The sequence below is a fragment of the Rothia kristinae NBRC 15354 genome (assembly GCF_001570865.1).
Classification (GTDB): Bacteria; Actinomycetota; Actinomycetes; order Actinomycetales; family Micrococcaceae; genus Rothia; species Rothia kristinae.
On sequence record NZ_BCSM01000003.1, the window covers coordinates 130,106 to 146,309 of the forward strand.

Annotated in this window: 19 protein-coding genes; 11 read left to right on the top strand and 8 right to left on the bottom strand. The window is 71.1% G+C overall.

What is annotated here, in order from left to right:
• Positions 1 to 17 precede the first annotated feature (17 nt).
• From KKR01S_RS03005 to KKR01S_RS10930, 7 genes are all read left to right on the top strand, one after another.
• Positions 18 to 638 (top strand): hypothetical protein, encoded by a 621-nt coding sequence (locus KKR01S_RS03005; RefSeq protein ID WP_055684359.1) that lies wholly within the window; start codon positions 18 to 20, stop codon positions 636 to 638.
• A 10-nt stretch (positions 639 to 648) separates the two neighbouring features.
• Positions 649 to 1,086, top strand: coding sequence for an FAD synthase family protein (locus KKR01S_RS03010; protein ID WP_061225270.1), 438 nt, complete (start codon positions 649 to 651; stop codon positions 1,084 to 1,086).
• Entirely contained in the window at positions 1,079 to 2,587 is a 1,509-nt protein-coding gene (locus tag KKR01S_RS03015; RefSeq protein ID WP_081046146.1) for a sugar transferase, read from the top strand. Before KKR01S_RS03010 ends, KKR01S_RS03015 begins: the two co-directional genes overlap by 8 nt.
• A 22-nt stretch (positions 2,588 to 2,609) precedes the next feature.
• On the top strand, positions 2,610 to 3,104 hold the full coding sequence (locus KKR01S_RS03020) for a DUF2505 domain-containing protein (RefSeq protein WP_061225271.1): 495 nt from the start codon (positions 2,610 to 2,612) through the stop codon (positions 3,102 to 3,104).
• Positions 3,105 to 3,221: 117 nt separating this feature from the next.
• Entirely contained in the window at positions 3,222 to 4,580 is a 1,359-nt protein-coding gene (gene nhaA / locus KKR01S_RS03025; RefSeq protein WP_081046147.1) for a Na+/H+ antiporter NhaA, read from the top strand.
• A gap of 149 nt (positions 4,581 to 4,729) precedes the next feature.
• On the top strand, positions 4,730 to 5,299 hold the full coding sequence (locus KKR01S_RS03030) for a hypothetical protein (RefSeq protein WP_058730627.1): 570 nt from the start codon (positions 4,730 to 4,732) through the stop codon (positions 5,297 to 5,299).
• Between the two features lie 73 nt (positions 5,300 to 5,372).
• On the top strand, positions 5,373 to 5,546 hold the full coding sequence (locus KKR01S_RS10930; RefSeq protein WP_165590093.1) for a hypothetical protein: 174 nt from the start codon (positions 5,373 to 5,375) through the stop codon (positions 5,544 to 5,546).
• Positions 5,547 to 5,658: 112 nt separating this feature from the next.
• On the opposite strand, the gene KKR01S_RS03035 is transcribed toward KKR01S_RS10930, so the two are convergent.
• The 7 genes from KKR01S_RS03035 to rfbB form a co-directional block, all read right to left on the bottom strand.
• Positions 5,659 to 6,537: a glycoside hydrolase family 16 protein gene (locus tag KKR01S_RS03035; protein ID WP_081046148.1), complete on the bottom strand. Its 879-nt coding sequence runs from the start codon at positions 6,535 to 6,537 to the stop codon at positions 5,659 to 5,661.
• A 91-nt stretch (positions 6,538 to 6,628) separates the two neighbouring features.
• On the bottom strand, positions 6,629 to 7,210 hold the full coding sequence (gene pth / locus KKR01S_RS03040; RefSeq protein WP_061225272.1) for an aminoacyl-tRNA hydrolase: 582 nt from the start codon (positions 7,208 to 7,210) through the stop codon (positions 6,629 to 6,631).
• A gap of 175 nt (positions 7,211 to 7,385) precedes the next feature.
• Positions 7,386 to 8,012 carry a 50S ribosomal protein L25/general stress protein Ctc gene (locus KKR01S_RS03045; protein WP_055684353.1) on the bottom strand — a complete coding sequence of 209 codons (627 nt, stop codon included), beginning with the start codon at positions 8,010 to 8,012 and terminating at the stop codon, positions 7,386 to 7,388.
• Positions 8,013 to 8,489: 477 nt separating this feature from the next.
• Positions 8,490 to 9,053, bottom strand: a complete 564-nt coding sequence (locus tag KKR01S_RS03050; RefSeq protein WP_061225273.1) for a glycosyltransferase family 32 protein — start codon at positions 9,051 to 9,053, stop codon at positions 8,490 to 8,492.
• Between the two features lie 21 nt (positions 9,054 to 9,074).
• Positions 9,075 to 9,371 carry a hypothetical protein gene (locus KKR01S_RS03055; protein WP_061225274.1) on the bottom strand — a complete coding sequence of 99 codons (297 nt, stop codon included), beginning with the start codon at positions 9,369 to 9,371 and terminating at the stop codon, positions 9,075 to 9,077.
• Positions 9,368 to 10,798 (bottom strand): dTDP-4-dehydrorhamnose reductase, encoded by a 1,431-nt coding sequence (gene rfbD, locus KKR01S_RS03060; RefSeq protein ID WP_061225275.1) that lies wholly within the window; start codon positions 10,796 to 10,798, stop codon positions 9,368 to 9,370. The genes KKR01S_RS03055 and rfbD overlap by 4 nt, the downstream gene beginning before the upstream one ends.
• A gap of 2 nt (positions 10,799 to 10,800) precedes the next feature.
• Complete coding sequence (rfbB, locus tag KKR01S_RS03065) at positions 10,801 to 11,799, bottom strand: dTDP-glucose 4,6-dehydratase (protein ID WP_058730631.1); 999 nt, start codon at positions 11,797 to 11,799, stop codon at positions 10,801 to 10,803.
• Positions 11,800 to 11,853: 54 nt separating this feature from the next.
• On the opposite strand from rfbB, the gene rfbA reads away from it, so the two are divergent.
• Positions 11,854 to 12,717, top strand: a complete 864-nt coding sequence (gene rfbA, locus KKR01S_RS03070; RefSeq protein ID WP_058730632.1) for a glucose-1-phosphate thymidylyltransferase RfbA — start codon at positions 11,854 to 11,856, stop codon at positions 12,715 to 12,717.
• A gap of 14 nt (positions 12,718 to 12,731) precedes the next feature.
• Here rfbA and KKR01S_RS03075 read toward each other — a convergent pair whose 3' ends face one another.
• Positions 12,732 to 13,262, bottom strand: coding sequence for a VanZ family protein (locus KKR01S_RS03075; protein WP_165590094.1), 531 nt, complete (start codon positions 13,260 to 13,262; stop codon positions 12,732 to 12,734).
• 146 nt (positions 13,263 to 13,408) lie between these two features.
• Between KKR01S_RS03075 and KKR01S_RS03080 the strand changes: the two genes are divergently transcribed.
• From KKR01S_RS03080 to KKR01S_RS03090, 3 genes are all read left to right on the top strand, one after another.
• Positions 13,409 to 14,869, top strand: coding sequence for a tyrosine-protein kinase domain-containing protein (locus tag KKR01S_RS03080; protein WP_061225276.1), 1,461 nt, complete (start codon positions 13,409 to 13,411; stop codon positions 14,867 to 14,869).
• A gap of 99 nt (positions 14,870 to 14,968) precedes the next feature.
• Positions 14,969 to 15,862, top strand: coding sequence for a nucleotidyltransferase family protein (locus tag KKR01S_RS03085; RefSeq protein ID WP_055684346.1), 894 nt, complete (start codon positions 14,969 to 14,971; stop codon positions 15,860 to 15,862).
• Positions 15,859 to 16,191, top strand: coding sequence for a PqqD family peptide modification chaperone (locus KKR01S_RS03090; protein WP_055684345.1), 333 nt, complete (start codon positions 15,859 to 15,861; stop codon positions 16,189 to 16,191). Before KKR01S_RS03085 ends, KKR01S_RS03090 begins: the two co-directional genes overlap by 4 nt.
• Positions 16,192 to 16,204: the final 13 nt, after the last annotated feature.

Sequence of the window (16,204 nt, forward strand, 5' to 3'; positions counted from 1 at the left end):
CGTCCGAGGAGGTTGCCATGTCCGCCGCAGAACCCGTGACCGATCCCGCCGTGCGGGAGTACGACCTCGTCGTCTCCCTCGGCACCGACCACCACCCCTTCGACCGGCTCCTGGACTGCTGCGAGGACTACGCCCTCGCCCGGCCGGGCACCCGGTGCCTCATCCAGCACGGCTTCACGAAGGCGCCGCAGCGCTGCACCGGGGTGGAGCGGATGCCGCGCGAGCAGCTGCTGGAGACCTACCGCGGCGCCGCCGCCGTGCTCGTGCAGGGCGGCCCCGGCTCCATCCTCGACGCGCGGGAGGCCGGCATCGTGCCCGTGGCCGTGCCCCGGCGCCAGGACCTGGGCGAGGTGGTGGACGACCACCAGATCCAGTTCACCCGGATCATGGCCGAGCAGGGCGAGGCCGTCATGGCCACCTCCCGGGAGGAGCTGTTCGACGCCCTGGACCGGGCCCTGGCCCAGCCCGAGGCCTTCCGCACGGCCCCGCGCCTGCCCCACCCGGAGCAGGCCGCCCGCAAGCTGGAGGACTCGCTGACCACGCTGCTGGAGGCCCCGAGCCCGCCCCGCCGGCGCTTTCCCCGGCGGCTGATGCAGCTGCTCTCCCGCCCCGTCCGCCCGCTTCCCGAGAACCGCTGAAGGAGTCCCCATGACCATCGGATACGCCGCCGGAGCCTTCGACCTGTTCCACATCGGCCACCTCAACATCCTGCGGGAGGCCAAGCAGCGCTGCGACCACCTGATCGCCGGCGTGGTCTCCGACGAGATGCTGGAGCTGACCAAGGGTCGGGCGCCGATCATCCCGCTGGAGGAGCGGATGGAGATCGTCAGCCACATCAGCTACGTGGACCAGGTGCACCCGGAGACCGTCGAGGACAAGCTGGAGACCTGGGAGCAGCTGCACTTCGACGTGTTCTTCAAGGGCGATGACTGGAAGGGCACGGACCGCGGCCATGACCTGGAGCGGCGCTTCGCGGAGGTCGGCGTGGAGGTGGTGTACTTCCCGTACACCCGCCACACCTCCAGCACCAAGCTGCGCACCGCGCTGGAGCTGCTGAGCCGGGAGGCGCAGGTATTCAATGCCTGAGACCCTGCCGACGGCCTCCCCCCGCGGGCTCGGGGAGCAGCCGGGACTGACCACCGCCCGCATGTCCTGGCATCGCAAGGCGGAGCGGCTGCTCAGCGTGACGGATCTGCTGGTGCTGATCGCCGCCGTGGCCGGGGCCCAGCTGCTGCGCTTCGGGCTGGCCCGGACCCGGCTGCTGGACGGGGCCGGCGCGGAGACGATCTCCTACACCCTGTTCTCGGCGCTGCTCGTGCTGGTCTGGTGGGCGGCCCTCGGCGTGGGCGGGGCCCGGCAGGCCAAGATCCTCGGCGCCGGCAGCGAGGAGTACCGGCGGGTCGTGCGGATCTCCCTGTGGCTGTTCGCCGCCCTGGCCGTGCTGGCCTACATCAGCCGCACGGACCTCGCCCGCGGCTACGTCATCCTGGCCGCGCCCCTGGGCATCGCCCTGCTGCTGCTGAGCCGCTGGATGTTCCGGGTGGCCCTGGTGGCCTGGCGACGCCGCGGCCGGGCTCGGATCAAGACCCTGCTCATCGGGGATCTGCCCTCGATCGGCCACCTGGACCGGCGCCTCGTGGAGGCCTCCAACTACGGGTACACGCCCGTGGGGGCCTACCCCGCCGGACACGAGCTGCCGGAGCGCGGCCTCCTGCCCGGCACGGACCTGCCGCTGCTGGGCACGGATCCGGAGCCGGAGGCGGTGATGGCCGTGGTCCGCGAGCGCGGGGCCGACGTCGTCGCCATCTCCTCCGGGCACCTGCTCACCCCGCGGCAGCTGCGCCGGCTCGGGTGGATGCTGGCCCAGGAGCACGTGGGACTGGCCATGGCCCCGGCGCTGACGGACATCGCCGGTCCGCGCCTGCAGATGCAGCCGCTGAACGGGATCCCCCTGGTCCACGTGCACACCCCGCGCATGGGCGGCGGCACCGCGGCCGTCAAACGCGGGATGGACGTGGTGCTCAGCGCCCTCGGTCTGCTGGTCCTGGCCCCCGTGTTCCTCCTGCTCGGACTCCTGATCAAGGCGGACTCCCCCGGCGGCCCGGTGTTCTTCCACCAGGAGCGCATCGGCCGGGAGGGCCGCCCCTTCCGGATGCACAAGTTCCGCTCCATGGTCCCGGACGCGGACCGGCTGCGCCAGCAGCTGGCGCGGGAGGGCGCCGGGAACGAGGTGCTGTTCAAGATGGCCGACGACCCCCGGATCACCCGGGTGGGGAAGGTGATGCGCAAGCTCTCCCTGGACGAGCTGCCGCAGCTGTGGAACGTCCTGGTGGGCGAGATGTCCCTGGTGGGTCCGCGCCCCCCGCTGCCGGAGGAGGTGGCCGCCTACGAGCAGGACATGTACCGGCGGCTCATGGTCAAGCCCGGGATCACGGGCCTGTGGCAGGTGGGCGGACGCTCGGACCTGTCCTGGGAGGAGTCCGTGCGCCTGGATCTGTACTACGTGGAGAACTGGTCCGTGACCGGGGACCTGCTGATCCTGGCCCGCACCGTGAAGGCGGTCTTCGCCGGGGCCGGCGCGTACTGAGGGCTTGGGTAGACTGCCTGGCATGAGCATTCACGAGACCACCTCCATCAACGCCCCCGTGGACAAGGTCGTGCAGGCCTATGCCTCCGAGGACTTCGCCCGCCACGTCAGCCAGCAGGCCGGCGTGCAGTTCGAGAGCTTCTCCGTGGACGGGGACACCGCCGGTGCCTTCACCGTCACCACGGTGCGCTCCGTGGGCGGGGACAAGATCCCCGGCTTCGCCCAGAAGTTCATCAAGAACGGCGTGACCCTCACCCAGAAGGACCTGTTCAAGGCCCCCGGCGCGGACGGCTCCCGGGACGTGGAGACCTCCGTGAGCGCCGGTGCCGTGCCGGTCTCGGCGAACCTCACCCAGAAGCTCACCGCCGAGGGCGAGAAGACCCAGGTGGCCCTGGAGGGCGAGGTCAAGGCCAACATCCCGCTGGTCGGCAAGAAGCTGGCCCAGGCCGCGGAGCCGTACATGTCCAAGGCCCTGACCCTGCAGAGCCGCGAGGCCGAGCACTGGATCAACAAGTAGACTCGATCACCTGCACCGACGACGGCGCCGACGCCCACCCGCGCGGCGCCGTCGTCGTTCCATCGCACCGCACCCGTCCCCACGGCGCCGAGCCGCGGGACCGTCACGGAGGAACCCATGGTCACCACACTGGAAGAGGAAGGCTACAGCGCAGGGAGGATCGCGGACCGGCTGCGCGCCGGGAACACCGGAGGCCTGCTGCTGCTGGCCGCGATGCTGCTCGGCCTGATCTTCGCCAACAGCCCCCTGGAGGGCCTGTACTTCGGTGCCCGGGACACCCACCTGGGCATCCCCGGGGTGGAGGCGCTGAACCACACCATCGGGGAGTGGGCTTCGGACGGTCTCCTGGCGATCTTCTTCTTCATGACGGGCCTGGAGCTGAAGTCCGAGTTCGTCGACGGTGAGCTGCACGACGTCAAGAAGGCCATCGTGCCCATCACCGCGGCCTTCGGCGGCGTGCTGGTGCCGGCCCTGATCTACGCGGGCATCAACCTGGCCTGGGGCGACGCGCAGACCCTCGCCGGGTGGGCCGTGCCCACGGCCACGGACATCGCCTTCGCGGTCTCCGTGCTGGCGGTGGTGGGCTCCGCCCTGCCGACGGCGGCTCGCACCTTCCTGCTGACGCTGGCCGTGGTGGATGATCTGATCGCCATCGTCATCATCGCCTTCGTCTACTCCGAGGGCGTGCAGTTCGGCTTCCTGGCGGCCAGCATCGTGCCGCTGGCCCTGTTCTGGTTCCTCACCCATCGGTACCCGCGCTTCTTCGCCTTCTCCCCCTGGGCCCCGTGGGTCATCCTGCTGCCCATCGGGGTGCTCACCTGGCTGCTGGTGTACTCGGCGGGGGTGCACGCCACCATCGCCGGGGTGCTGCTGGGCTTCATGGTGCCGGTGCTGCACCGGACCGATCCCCAGCACGGGGAGGCGCCCATCGGCCTGGCTCCGCGCCTGGCCCACCGCTACCAGCCGATCTCCAACGGCGTGGCCATCCCGGTCTTCGCGTTCTTCGCCTCGGGGGTGGCCGTGGGCGGGGTGGACGGCATCGTCTCCGCGTTCACGGACCCGGTGGCGCTGGGCGTGATCTTCGGCCTGGTCCTGGGCAAGACCGCGGGCATCTTCTCCTCCACCTGGCTGCTCACCACCCTCACCCCGGCCACCAAGGACGAGGACCTGAAGTGGCCGGACGTCCTCGGGTTGGCCATGCTGGGCGGCATCGGCTTCACGGTGGCGCTGCTGGTGGCGGAGCTGAGCTTCGGTCTGGGCAGCGCCCACGACGACCACGCCAAGGTGGGCGTGCTCACGGGGTCCTTCCTGGCCGCCATCATCGGCGGGGTGCTGCTGGCCCTGCGCAACGCCCACTACAAGAAGCTGCGCGCCCAGGGCGTGGCCGTGGACACGTTCGACGGGCAGGAGCCGGACGCCGAGCAGGCGCGAGCGGCCCAGGAGCGGGACCGGTACCACGAGGGCGAGAGGGACTGAGGCCGCGGCGGCAGGCCCGGTTGACGGGTTTTCCCACCCCCACATAAGATCTTCGAAGACCACCGTGAGGGCCTCCCTCTGCTCCGGGGGAAACCGGCACCGGGAGGCTTCTTCGCGTGGGGGACACCGAGGAATTCAGGGGGAGATCCATGTCCGTGGACGCACCGCAGTCCGCCCATCCGATATCGCGCCGCACGCTGGCCCGCGGGGCCGCCTGGTCCCTGCCCGCGGTCGCCGCGGCCGCCGCCGTCCCGGCCCAGGCCGCCAGCCCGAAGCTGGGCCTGCAGGGCTCGGTGCAGATCCAGCGCAGCTGCCGCAGCAGCACCACCACCATGACCATCGACGGCAGGGGCAGCTACCCCGAGCGCGGCCTGTGGGTGGAGGGGGCGACGTCGGCCACGAAGGTGGCGGACGCCCAGCTGACCCTCTGGTTCCCCACCAGCCTGGGCCGGCTCGGCTGGAGAAACCTGGGCTCCAGCCAGTGGTCCATCAGCTCCGCGCAGCAGGATCCGAACCGTCCCGGCTACTACGCCTACACCCTCACCTACACGGGCGGGTGGTCCTTCAACGCCCAGGGCCAGTACAAGTCCGCGACCGAGCAGCCCTACTTCACGGCGTCCGTGAGCGGCTGCGTGGGCACCACGCCGGTGTACAGCCGACGGGAGGTGACCGTGGACGGGGAGACCTTAGTCATCGAACGCGGCCCCGTCTACGTCTGAGAACGGACCACCGCGCCGGCAGGCGCCAGAGAGCACAGCAGCAGACACCGGACAGCACAGCCAGGAGATGAGCATGGACAGCAGCGAGCAGCAGCACCGGAGCCAGCAGGAGTCGGAGGGGACCGAGCAGGCCACCCCCTCCCCCACGGCGGGCGAACCCACCGCGGAGCAGGAGGAGCAGGTGGGTGAGGACTACCGGTACCCGCCGGAGGTCACCGACGTTCCGATGCACACCGTCCTGATCTGAGTCCCGCGGCGCCCGGCCCCGGACGGCGGCGCCCGAGCGAGCGCGAAGCCCCCCGGCGCAGGAGCCCAGCTCCCGCGCCGGGGGCTTCGCGCGTGAGCAGCGCGGACCGCCCTCAGCCCTGGTGCTTCCACACCCGCACGTAATCCAGCTCCATGGACTGCCCGGAGGCCGTGGCGGCGGTGGGCCGTCCCCAGTAGGAGTTGCCCACCTGGAAGCTGATCCGCAGGTTCAGCTTCTTCCCGGCAGGGAAGGCGGCGCGGTACGCGGCGGTGCCGGAGGGCACGTCGAGGATCTTCTCCCCGTTGAAGAATCCGCGCACCCCGGCGGGGGTCTTCTCCACGGCCCAGGTGTTCCACCGGCTGTAGATGTCGGTGCCGCTGGGGCTCCACCCGTGCAGGGACCCGGTGCGGCGCTGGTTGAAGTGCACCGTGGTCTCCGCGCGGCTGGTGGGGTCGAACTTCGTCTTCGCCTGGGAGGATTTGGAGCCGTAGGTCTCGACGATGTCCACCTCCCCCGGCACGGACCCGTCATCCGGGCGCAGCCACACGGCGGCCCACAGCCCCACGCTGCGGTTCGGGGCGGCCGGCATCTTGGCCCGGACCTCCCAGCGCCCGTGCTCCAGGGAGAACTTCCCCAGCGTGTTCACCTCGGCCCCGGACCACTCCCGGCGTCGTCCGTCCGAGGTGGTGACCGGGGAGGCCAGCTTCCTGGCGGTGAGCTTGAGCGCACCTGCCGCGACCGCGACGTTCGCCGCGGAGATGGTGCTCCAGTCGTGGCTGAGGTAGGTCCGGTCCCGGACGTTCCACCGGGATGAGCTCAGCGAGGACCCGGAGAAGTCGTCCTCGAAGACCGCGTTGCCCCACCCGGAGCGGTAGGTGCCGGCGGCCTCGGCCGGCGGGGCCCAGGCCGCGGAGCCCAGCAGGGCCGCGGCCACCCCCGCTCCCCCGTATCCGAGCGCGCGGCGTCGCGTGATGGCCTGATCCATGGGCATGTCCCCCTGATGCGATGATGGACGGTCAGGGGAAGAATCTTACCGGACCCGCGCCCGCAGGACCCGGGCACGGGGCGGGTCGGCGGGAGCTTCAGCCCCGGGAGTGGTACTGCTGCTGGGTGTCCGTGAGGCCGTGGACCATGAGGGAGACCACCGCATCCGCGGCATCCTCCACGAGCACCGGCAGCTGCTTGGCCTCCGCGGCGGTGAACGGCTTGAGCACGTAGTCCGCGGCGTCCATGCGCCCGGGCGGACGCCCCACCCCCACGCGCACGCGCAGGTACTCCTTGGTCCCCAGCGCCTTGGTGATGTCGCGCAGGCCGTTGTGCCCGCCCTCTCCCCCGCCGCGTTTGAGCCGGATCGCGTCGAAGGGGATGTCGATCTCGTCGTGCACGGCGATCACGTGCTCCGGGTCGATGCCGTAGAAGGAGGCCAGCCCCGCCGTCGGCCCGCCGGAGGTGTTCATGTACCCGGTGGATCGGGCCAGCACCACCCGCGGCCCGCCGATGCCGGCGCGGCCCTCCATGACCATCGCCCCGGCCTTGTGGCGCTTGAGCGTGCCGCCCATGCGCTCGGCGAGGTTCTCGATGACCATCTGCCCGACGTTGTGCCGGGTCCGCTCGTACTGCGTCCCGGGGTTGCCCAGGCCCATGACCAGCCACGTCTGGCTCATCTGCTCTCGCACTCCTCACTGGCTGCGCCCCGCTGCGCGGCGGCGCTCCTGCCTGACCGATGCCGGCACGACGACGGCCCGCCGCCGTTCCGCGGCCCCGCGAGCGGGGCGTGCGCGGATCCGGGCGACGGGCCGGCCTCGCGTGCGGGCGCCGGAAGCGGCGCCCGCGAGGGGGCTACTCCTCCTCGGAGCCCTCCGAGGCCTCGGAATCCTCGGACTCCTCGCCCTCCTCCTCGGTCTCCGGCTCCTCGCCCAGGTCCTGCTCGACCTCGGCGGAGACGTTGACGACGATCAGCTCCGGGTCGGAGACCAGGGTGACGTCCTCGGGCAGCAGCACGTCCGCGGCGGTGACGTGCTCGCCGTCCTGGCGGTCGGTGACGTCCACCAGCAGCTCCTCGGGCACGTCCAGGGCGTCCACGTCCAGCAGCAGCACGGACTCGGACTGGGTGGAGATGTTGCCGGGGGCCACCTCGCCCTCGACCACCACGGGGACCTCCACCTCCACGCGCTCGCCGCGGCGCACGGTCAGCAGGTCCACGTGGTAGATCTCCGGGCGGATCGCGTGGCGCTGCACGTCCTTGATCAGGGTCAGGTGGTTGGTGCCGTCCACGTCCACGGACAGCACGGCGTTGGGGTTGCGGGCGGCGAGCATGGTCTCGTGCCCGGGCAGGGCGATGTGGACGGGCTCGGCCCCGTGGCCGTAGATGACGGCGGGGATCTTGCCGGCCTTGCGCAGGCGGCGGGCGTAGCCCTTGCCGAAGTCGTCGCGGGCTTCGGCGGAGATCTTGATGCGGTCTGCCATGTCGGTGACCACCTTTCCGGTCGGTTCGTTGCTTCAGTGCGTGCGCCAAGTCCCCCGTTGGCCACCCGTGCGGGCGGGCGGGGCGAGACCGGCGCGCTCGCACACGTCAGCGCGGGAAGCGCAGCTCGTGCGTGAGCCGACCAGCCTTCGTCGATCACGGCGTCACCGTCGGATGACGCCCTCGCCTTGGCATGCAGACCCACAGCCTACCGCCCGCGGACCCGCGCGGCAATGCCGAGGCCCAAGGGCCCGGCCACCGCACCCCGCCGCGTCGACCCTCGCGCACGCCGCACCAACCCCCGCGTCGGGCCCTCCCCACGGTTTAGGAGCCGTCCGGTGTTTCGGGAGCACTGCGAGCACTCCCAAGACACCGGACGACTCCCGAACCCGCCGGGACCGGCGAGGAGGGGCCAGCCAGCCAAGTACGCGTCTAAGGCCTGCCTGTCACGACCGACGGGGGAGAGCGGCCGATGCTGTTCAGCGGTAGTCCGTCAGCTCCACCTCCAGCCGATCATCTTGGAGGATTCTCGGCAGGTGCTTGAGCTGCAGCGGGTGATAGATCTTGCCCAGGACATCCGTCCAGGAGACCGGGTACCCTACCACCTCGCCCCGGATCCCGCCGGGGAACTCGGCCAGCTGATCGGCGAAGTAGTCCAGACGCCGCTCGATCTCCCGGAGCCATTCAGCGGTGAAGTCGGTGTGCGAGCGCGTGATCAGAGCACCACTGGACACCAAACGACTGTAGTGCTTCCGAATGTCATGGCCCAGGCGCCCGGGAAGTCGGGCCGGGTCATTCACGTGCTGCTCGGGATAGCCGATGATCCAGCGGTCCGGGTGCTCTTCGAGTGCGTCGAAGGATCCGTTCCAATCATGCAGCGCTCGTTTGATGACGCAGTACCCACCCCCGTAATGGTGCAGAAGATAGGCCCGCAGATAATCCGACCGGTGGACCAGCGACAGCTGGTCGTAGGCGGGATGTAGCGGGTGATCCGGGAGCAGCCAGTCGTCGAGGTTCTCGGGGCGAACGAGATGGACGGGCACCCCGACGATCTCCTGTGTCGCCTATAGGTTGCGGCTGCGGGCGGGGGTCAGGTCATTCTCACCAGTCCAGACCATGAACACCTGACGCGGGAGCTGAGAGGGCTCCTTCTGCGGCGGAGCGGGCCGCACCAGAAAGCTGCGCCGGTAGAGGGAAGGATCGAAGGAATACGGGGAGATGCGGGACCGGACGGGATTGATGACGTCGGCGACCCGATTCCTCGTCCTCGTCGAGAGCGCTCTGCCGTGCTTCTCCGCGAGAAATCCCCAGTGTTTGACCTGGCGAGCGCCATGCATCGCGGTGTCCTTGAAACTGCTCATGCGGATTCCACCTCTCGTCCCGCCAGGTACGCGGCCAGGGCCTCGCGGTGATCCCGCGGGCGGAAGCCGGTCTGCTCGAGCTTCGTCAGATCCAGCAGGGAGTTGGCCGGGCGCGGGGCGGCGTCGGGCTTGTCCGCGAAGTACTCGGCGGTGGTGGTCGCCGAGACCCGGGCCGGGTCGTGGCCGGTGAGCTCGTAGACGGACGCCGCCAGCTCGGCCCACGTGGTGTCCGGCCCCTCGTTGCTCAGGTGGTAGATCCCCGGGGCGGCATTCTGCTCCAGCAGGTGCAGGATCCCCGCGGCCAGGTCCTCGGTGAAGGTGGGTCGCCCGTGCTGGTCCCCCACCACCGCGGGGTCCACGCCGCGCTCGGCGAGGGAGGCCATGGTGCGCACGAAGTTCCTCCCCTCCCCGATCACCCACGAGGTCCGCACGATGTGGTGCTGCGGCACCGCGGCCACCGCGGCCTCCCCCGCGGCCTTGGACTGCCCGTAGACCCCCAGCGGGGCGACGGCGTCATCCGGGGTGTAGGCCTGCCCGACGGGGCGGGCCCCGTCGAAGACGTAGTCGGTGGACACGTGCATCAGCGGCAGTCCGTGCTCGACGGCCACCGCGGCCAGGGCGGCCACCCCGGTGGCGTTGGCCGCCCAGGCCTCCCGGCGCCCCTCGGGGGTTTGGGCCGCGTCCACCGCGGTGTGCGCGGCGGCGTTGACGATGGCGCGGTAGGAGCGCCAGCGGAAGGAGGTGCGCCAGGACTCCGGGCGCGCCAGGTCCAGCTCCTCGCGGCCGACGGCCCGGTGCGGGATGCCGCGCTCGCGGCACTGGCGCACCAGCTCCCGGCCCAGCTGCCCGGTGGCCCCGGTGATCAGCAGCGGGGCGGGGGCCACGGGCTCCACCTCGGCCAGCCGGGGGTGGTTCCGATCCTTCTCGGACAGCTCCGCCTCGGCCAGGGGAACGGGCCACTCGATGCCGGCGGTCCCATCGGCGAGGTTGAGGAAGGCGTACTCCCCCTGGGCGTCGGCGGACCAGTGGTCATTGACCAGGTAGGCGTACGCCGTGTCATCGACGAGGGTCTGGAAGGCGTTGCCCACCCCGCGTGGCACGAACACCGCGCGGGCTGGATCCAGGCGGGTGGTGAAGACCCGGCCGAAGCTCTCCCCGGCGCGCAGATCCACCCACGCCCCGAAGATCTCCCCGGTGGCCACGGAGACGTACTTGTCCCACGGCTCGGCGTGGATGCCGCGGGTCGTTCCCCGGGCGGCGTTGAAGGAGATGTTGTTCTGCACGGGCCCGAAGTCCGGCAGCCCGGCGGCGGTCATCTTCTCCCGCTGCCAGTTCTCCTTGAACCAGCCGCGGTTGTCTCCGTGCACGGGCAGGTCCACGACGAGCAGCCCGGGGATGGGGGTGGTGGTGATGCTCAGCTCGGCCATGCTCACTGCCCCGCTTCCGCGTACTTGGCCTCCACCTGCCGCTTGAGCGGCTCCCACCAGTCCCGGTGCTCGTCGTACCAGGCGATGGTCTCGGCCAGGCCGGCCTCGAAGTCGCGGAAGCGGGGCTGCCAGCCGAGCTCCTCGCGCAGCGCGCTGCCGTCGATGGCGTAGCGCAGGTCGTGCCCGGGGCGGTCGCGCACGTGGTCGAAGTCATCCTCGGCCCGACCCATCAGCCGCAGGATCGCGCGCAGCACGGTGAGGTTGTCCCGCTCCCCGTCCGCGCCGATCAGGTAGGTGCGCCCGATGCGGCCGCGCTCCAGGATCGCCAGCACCGCGGAGGAGTGGTCCTCGGCGTGGATCCAGTCCCGCACGTTGCGCCCGTCGCCGTAGAGCTTGGGGCGGATCCCGGCCAGGATGTTGGTGATCTGGCGGGGGATGAACTTCTCGATGTGCTGGTAGGGCCCGTAGTTGTTGGAGCAGTTGCTCAGGGTCGCCTCGATGCCGAAGGAGCGCACCCAGGCGCGCACCAGCAGGTCCGAGCCGGCCTTGGTCGAGGAGTACGGGGAGGAGGGGTTGTACGGCGTGGTCTCGGTGAACTTGGCCGGGTCATCCAGGGCGAGGTCGCCGAAGACCTCGTCGGTGGAGATGTGGTGGTAGCGGGTCCCGGTGCGCCGCACCGCCTCGAGCAGGGTGAAGGTGCCCACCAGGTTGGTGTGCACGAAGGGCGCGGGATCCGCCAGGGAGTTGTCGTTGTGGGATTCCGCGGCGTAGTGCACGACGGCGTCGGCCTCGGCCACGAGGTCTCCGACGACGTCGGCATCGGCCACGTCCCCGCGCACCAGGCGCACCCGATCCTCGGGCAGCCCGGCCAGGGAGTCCTCGTTGGCCGCGTACGTCATCTTGTCCAGCACCGTGACATCGTGCTCCGTGCGCTCCACCAGGTGGTGGACGAAGTTGGAGCCGATGAACCCGGCGCCGCCGGTCACCAGAATTCTCGCCATGCCGGCCATCCTAGGTGAGCCGAGCTCCGGGGCGCCCGTGTCACAATGACTCCCATGAAGGGCATCATCCTCGCCGCGGGGACGGGAAGCCGCCTGCACCCGATCACCCTGGGCATCTCCAAGCAGCTGACCCCGGTCTACGACAAGCCGATGATCTACTACCCGCTGTCCACGCTCATGCTGGCCGGGATCAGGGACATCCTGGTGATCACCACCCCGCAGGACGCGGATCAGTTCCGCCGCCTGCTCGGGGACGGCTCGGCCTTCGGCGTCGAGCTGTCCTACGCGGTGCAGGAGTCCCCGGACGGGCTGGCGCAGGCCTTCCTGCTCGGGGAGGAGCACATCGGGGAGGACTCGGTGGCGCTGGTGCTGGGCGACAACATCTTCTACGGCCCCGGCCTGGGCACGCAGCTGCGCAAGTACCAGGAGGTGGACGGCGCGGCGGTGTTCGGGTACCGGGTCTCGGATCCCAGCGCCTACGGCGTCGTGGAGTTCGATGAGGAGTTCCGCGCCGTGTCCATCGAGGAGAAGCCGGAGCATCCGCGCAGCCACTACGCGATCCCGGGGCTGTACTTCTACGACAACGACGTGATCGAGCACGCCCGGAACCTGCGCCCCTCGGCCCGGGGGGAGCTGGAGATCACGGATCTGAACCGGATCTACCTGGAGCAGGGGAAGCTGCGGGTGGAGGTGCTGCCGCGCGGCACGGCGTGGCTGGACACGGGGACCTTCGATTCTCTGGCGGATGCCACGAGCTTCATCCGCACCGTGCAGGCCCGGCAGGGCCTGTCCATCGGCTGCCCGGAGGAGATCGCCTGGCGCACCGGGCTGATCGACGACGCCGGGCTGCGGGCCCGCGCCGAACCACTGGTCAAGAGCGGGTACGGCCGGTACCTGCTGAACCTGCTGGAGGAGTGAGGCCCCCGAAGCCATCAGCCCGCGGAGTCCCCGTCGTCGGTCTCTGCGCCGCTTCCGCGGCCGCGGGAGCGGCGCGCCTCCCGGTGGGCCAGCAGGGACCAGAACGCCAGCCCCGCGCCCACCCCGAGGATCCCCCCGAGGGAGTTGAAGCAGGCGTCCACCGGGTCGAACTTCCGGCCCGGCAGGAACAGCAGCTGGGTCAGCTCCACCGAGCAGGCCAGCGCCACGGCCGCCAGGCACCACAGGGCGGGGCGGATCCGCGGCAGGAGCAGCTGGGCCCCGCAGAACACGGGGACGAACACCAGGGCGTTCAGGGTCTGCTCCACGTCCTCCGGGCTGATGGCGCGCCGCAGCGCGGGCGTGGGGGTCAGCCACAGCCAGATATCCAGCAGGATCCGGCGGATCTGGCTGCCGTCGGGCCACAGCAGCAGGACGCCCACCACCAGGACCACCGGGATCAGCACCCAGATCGCCGCGCGGCGCACCCGACGCCGCGTCGTCGCGCTGGTGCGTCGGGCCGGGTGGATTACACCGCGCCGGATCACCGTTCCCTCCGAGGCCGGATGGTACCCTCGAGGCATCGCGACGGGCGGGCACCCGAGCCGTCAGGGCCTCGCCGTGCCCTGAGGGCCTCACCCAGCAGAGGGGGCCGACCGCGCCGATCGTCTGTGTCGTTTCTCAAGGGGACCCCATGACTTTGCTCGACTTCCTGCGCCTGACCAGGGCGAACCTGAAATACCTCATCATCTTCACCGTAGCCGGGGCGCTGCTGGGCCTCGGCGTCGCCGCCCTGCAGCCCAAGGTCTACTCTGCCACCTCCAGCGGATACGTCACCGCCGGCGGCGGCTCCGCCGTCGGGGACATCCTCTCCGGGGACTCCGCGGCGCAGGCGAAGGCCTCCGCATACCTGCCGCTGGTCACCAGCGGCCCGGTCGCGAAGAAGATCGCCGAGAACAACTCCGTGGGCATCGACGAGTCCGCGATCCCCTCGCACCTGAGCGCCTCCGTCGAGCCGAACTCCACCCTCATCAAGGTCACCGCCACCGCCTCCTCCCCGCAGGACGCGGCCACGCTGGCCAACAACGCCCTGCAGGCCACCGCGGACTACGTCTCGGACCTGGAGGGCCGGGAGTCCGCGGTGAAGGTCACCCCGCTGGATGATGCCCAGGCCCCGGACGGACCCGTCTCCCCCAGCTACCGCAACTACCTGCTGATCGGCGCCGCCGTGGGCCTGGTCCTGGCCTACCTGATCGCCTTCCTGCGCAAGTTCGCCGACGTGCGGGTGCGCACCACCGATGACCTGGAGAACGCCACCGAGGCGGGGACCCTGGGCATCCTGCCGAAGTCCTCGGCCTTGGATGAGAACACCTTCCTGAGCGACCGCGCGGATCACCAGTCGGAGGAGGCGCTGCGCCAGCTGCGCACCAACCTGCGCTTCGTCTCGGTGGATGCCCCGCCGCGCTCGATCATCGTCTCCAGCCCCAACCCGGGCGAGGGCAAGTCCACGGTCTCCGCCTCCCTGGCCCACGCCTTCGCGAAGGCCGGTCAGCCGACGATCCTCATCGACGCGGACCTGCGCCGCCCCACCCAGGCGAAGATCTTCGGCCTGGACGACGCCGTCGGGCTCTCCCAGGTGCTCTCCGGACAGGTCGGCCCGGAGGAGGCCATCCAGCGGATCGGGGACACCGAGCTGTACGTGCTGCCGGCCGGTCGCATCCCCCCGAACCCCTCGGAGCTGCTGGGCTCGTCCAAGATGCAGCGGCTGATCCAGGAGATGTCCCAGGAGTACCTGGTAATCATCGACGTCCCGCCGCTGCTGCCGGTCACGGACGGCTCTCTGCTCTCGGCCAATGTGGACGGGGCCATCCTAGTCAGCGTCTGCGGGCGCACCCGCAAGGATCAGGCGCAGGCCGCCGCGCAGGCGCTGGGCCGGGTCAACGGGCACCTGCTGGGCACCGTGATGAATATGACCCCGGAGAAGGGTCTGGGCTCGCACTACTACGGCTTCGGCTACGGCGGCTACCGCAGCGGCTACCAGGCCTACTACGGCCAGGACGGCGAGGGATCCGGCTCCGGGTCCTCCCCCGCCGCCGGCGGCAAGCACGGGGCGAAGGGACGCGGGCGCCGGGCCCGCACCTCTCACAGCAGCTGATCCTTCGAGGCGGCCCCTCCCCTTCCCCGGGGTCGGGGCCGCCTCGCGGCATCGGGGCACTTCGACGCAGCGGCGGAGCCACCGGGAAGGAGGCAGGGGATGCACGGACTGGAACTGGGCGATCGCATCCGCCTGGCCCACGCCGCCCTGCAGGCCACCGCCGACGGCGTCGGCGCCGATGTGCTGCACATCAAGGGCTACGCGAGCATGCCGGGGCTGTACCGGGTGGATCGGGTCAGCACGGACGCGGACGTGCTGGTGCGCCCGGAGCACCTGCAGCGCTTCCTCGGTGCGCTGCGCGAGCAGGGCTGGGAGGTGGTGGCCCACTTCGACTCCGGCTCGGCCTTCCAGCACGCCATGACCCTGCGCCATCCCTGGTGGGGCCCGGCCGACATCCACCGGCACTTCCCCGGGATCCTGCGGGACCCCTCCGCGGCCTTCGAGCTGCTGTGGTCCAGCCACGAGCGGATCCCCATCGCCCACCTGCCCTGCGCGGTGCCGCAGGTGCTGGACCAGATCCTGGTGCTGCTGATCCACGCCGGGCGCGACGGCGTGCGCGGGCGCCACGACGTGCACCACCTGATGCGCATCCTCAGCGCCGAGGACGTCGCGATCCTGCGCTCGCGCGCGCAGGTGCTTCAGTGCACGCTGGCCCTGGCCACCGCCCTGGGCGAGCTGGAGAGCTTCCGCGGGCACCGGGACTATCTCCTGTGGAAGGTGATCTCCCAGGGCGGGTCCCGCCTGCAGGAGTGGGAGGCCAGGTTCCGGGCGGCCCGCTCCCTCGGGGATCGGCTGCGCCTGCTGCGCTCCATGGTGCACGTGAACCGGGATCACCTGGCCATGCGCCTGGGCCACGACCCCTCGGAGCAGGAGCTGCGCGCCGAGGCCGCCCGGCGTCGACGGCGGGCCCTCCGGGAGCTCGGGGCCGCCGCCGCGCGCCGGGTGCGCGGGGTGTCTGCTGTCGCCCGGGGATGGATCGGGAGGCGCCGGTGAGCACCGAGCACGCATCAGAGGAAGTGCCCCTGCCGCCCTTCCGGATCAGTCCCCGAACCGCCTGGGTGGACAGCCGGGCGACGGCCCAGCTGTGCTACGTCGCCCGGCCGCCGGAGATCGGTCCGCAGACCCTCACCGGGCCGGGCCGGGCGCTGTGGCTGTCCTGGGCGGACGGGGAGCCCTTCGACGCCGGGGTGCACCGCCTGGCCCGCGAATACGGCGCCCCGGTCCAGACGGTGGCCGCCGACGCCGAGGCGCTGGCCCGCCAGCTGCTGGACCTGGGTCTGCTCGAACCGCTCGAGGAACCCGAGGAGCCGGGCCGGGGCTGACCCCGCCCGGCAC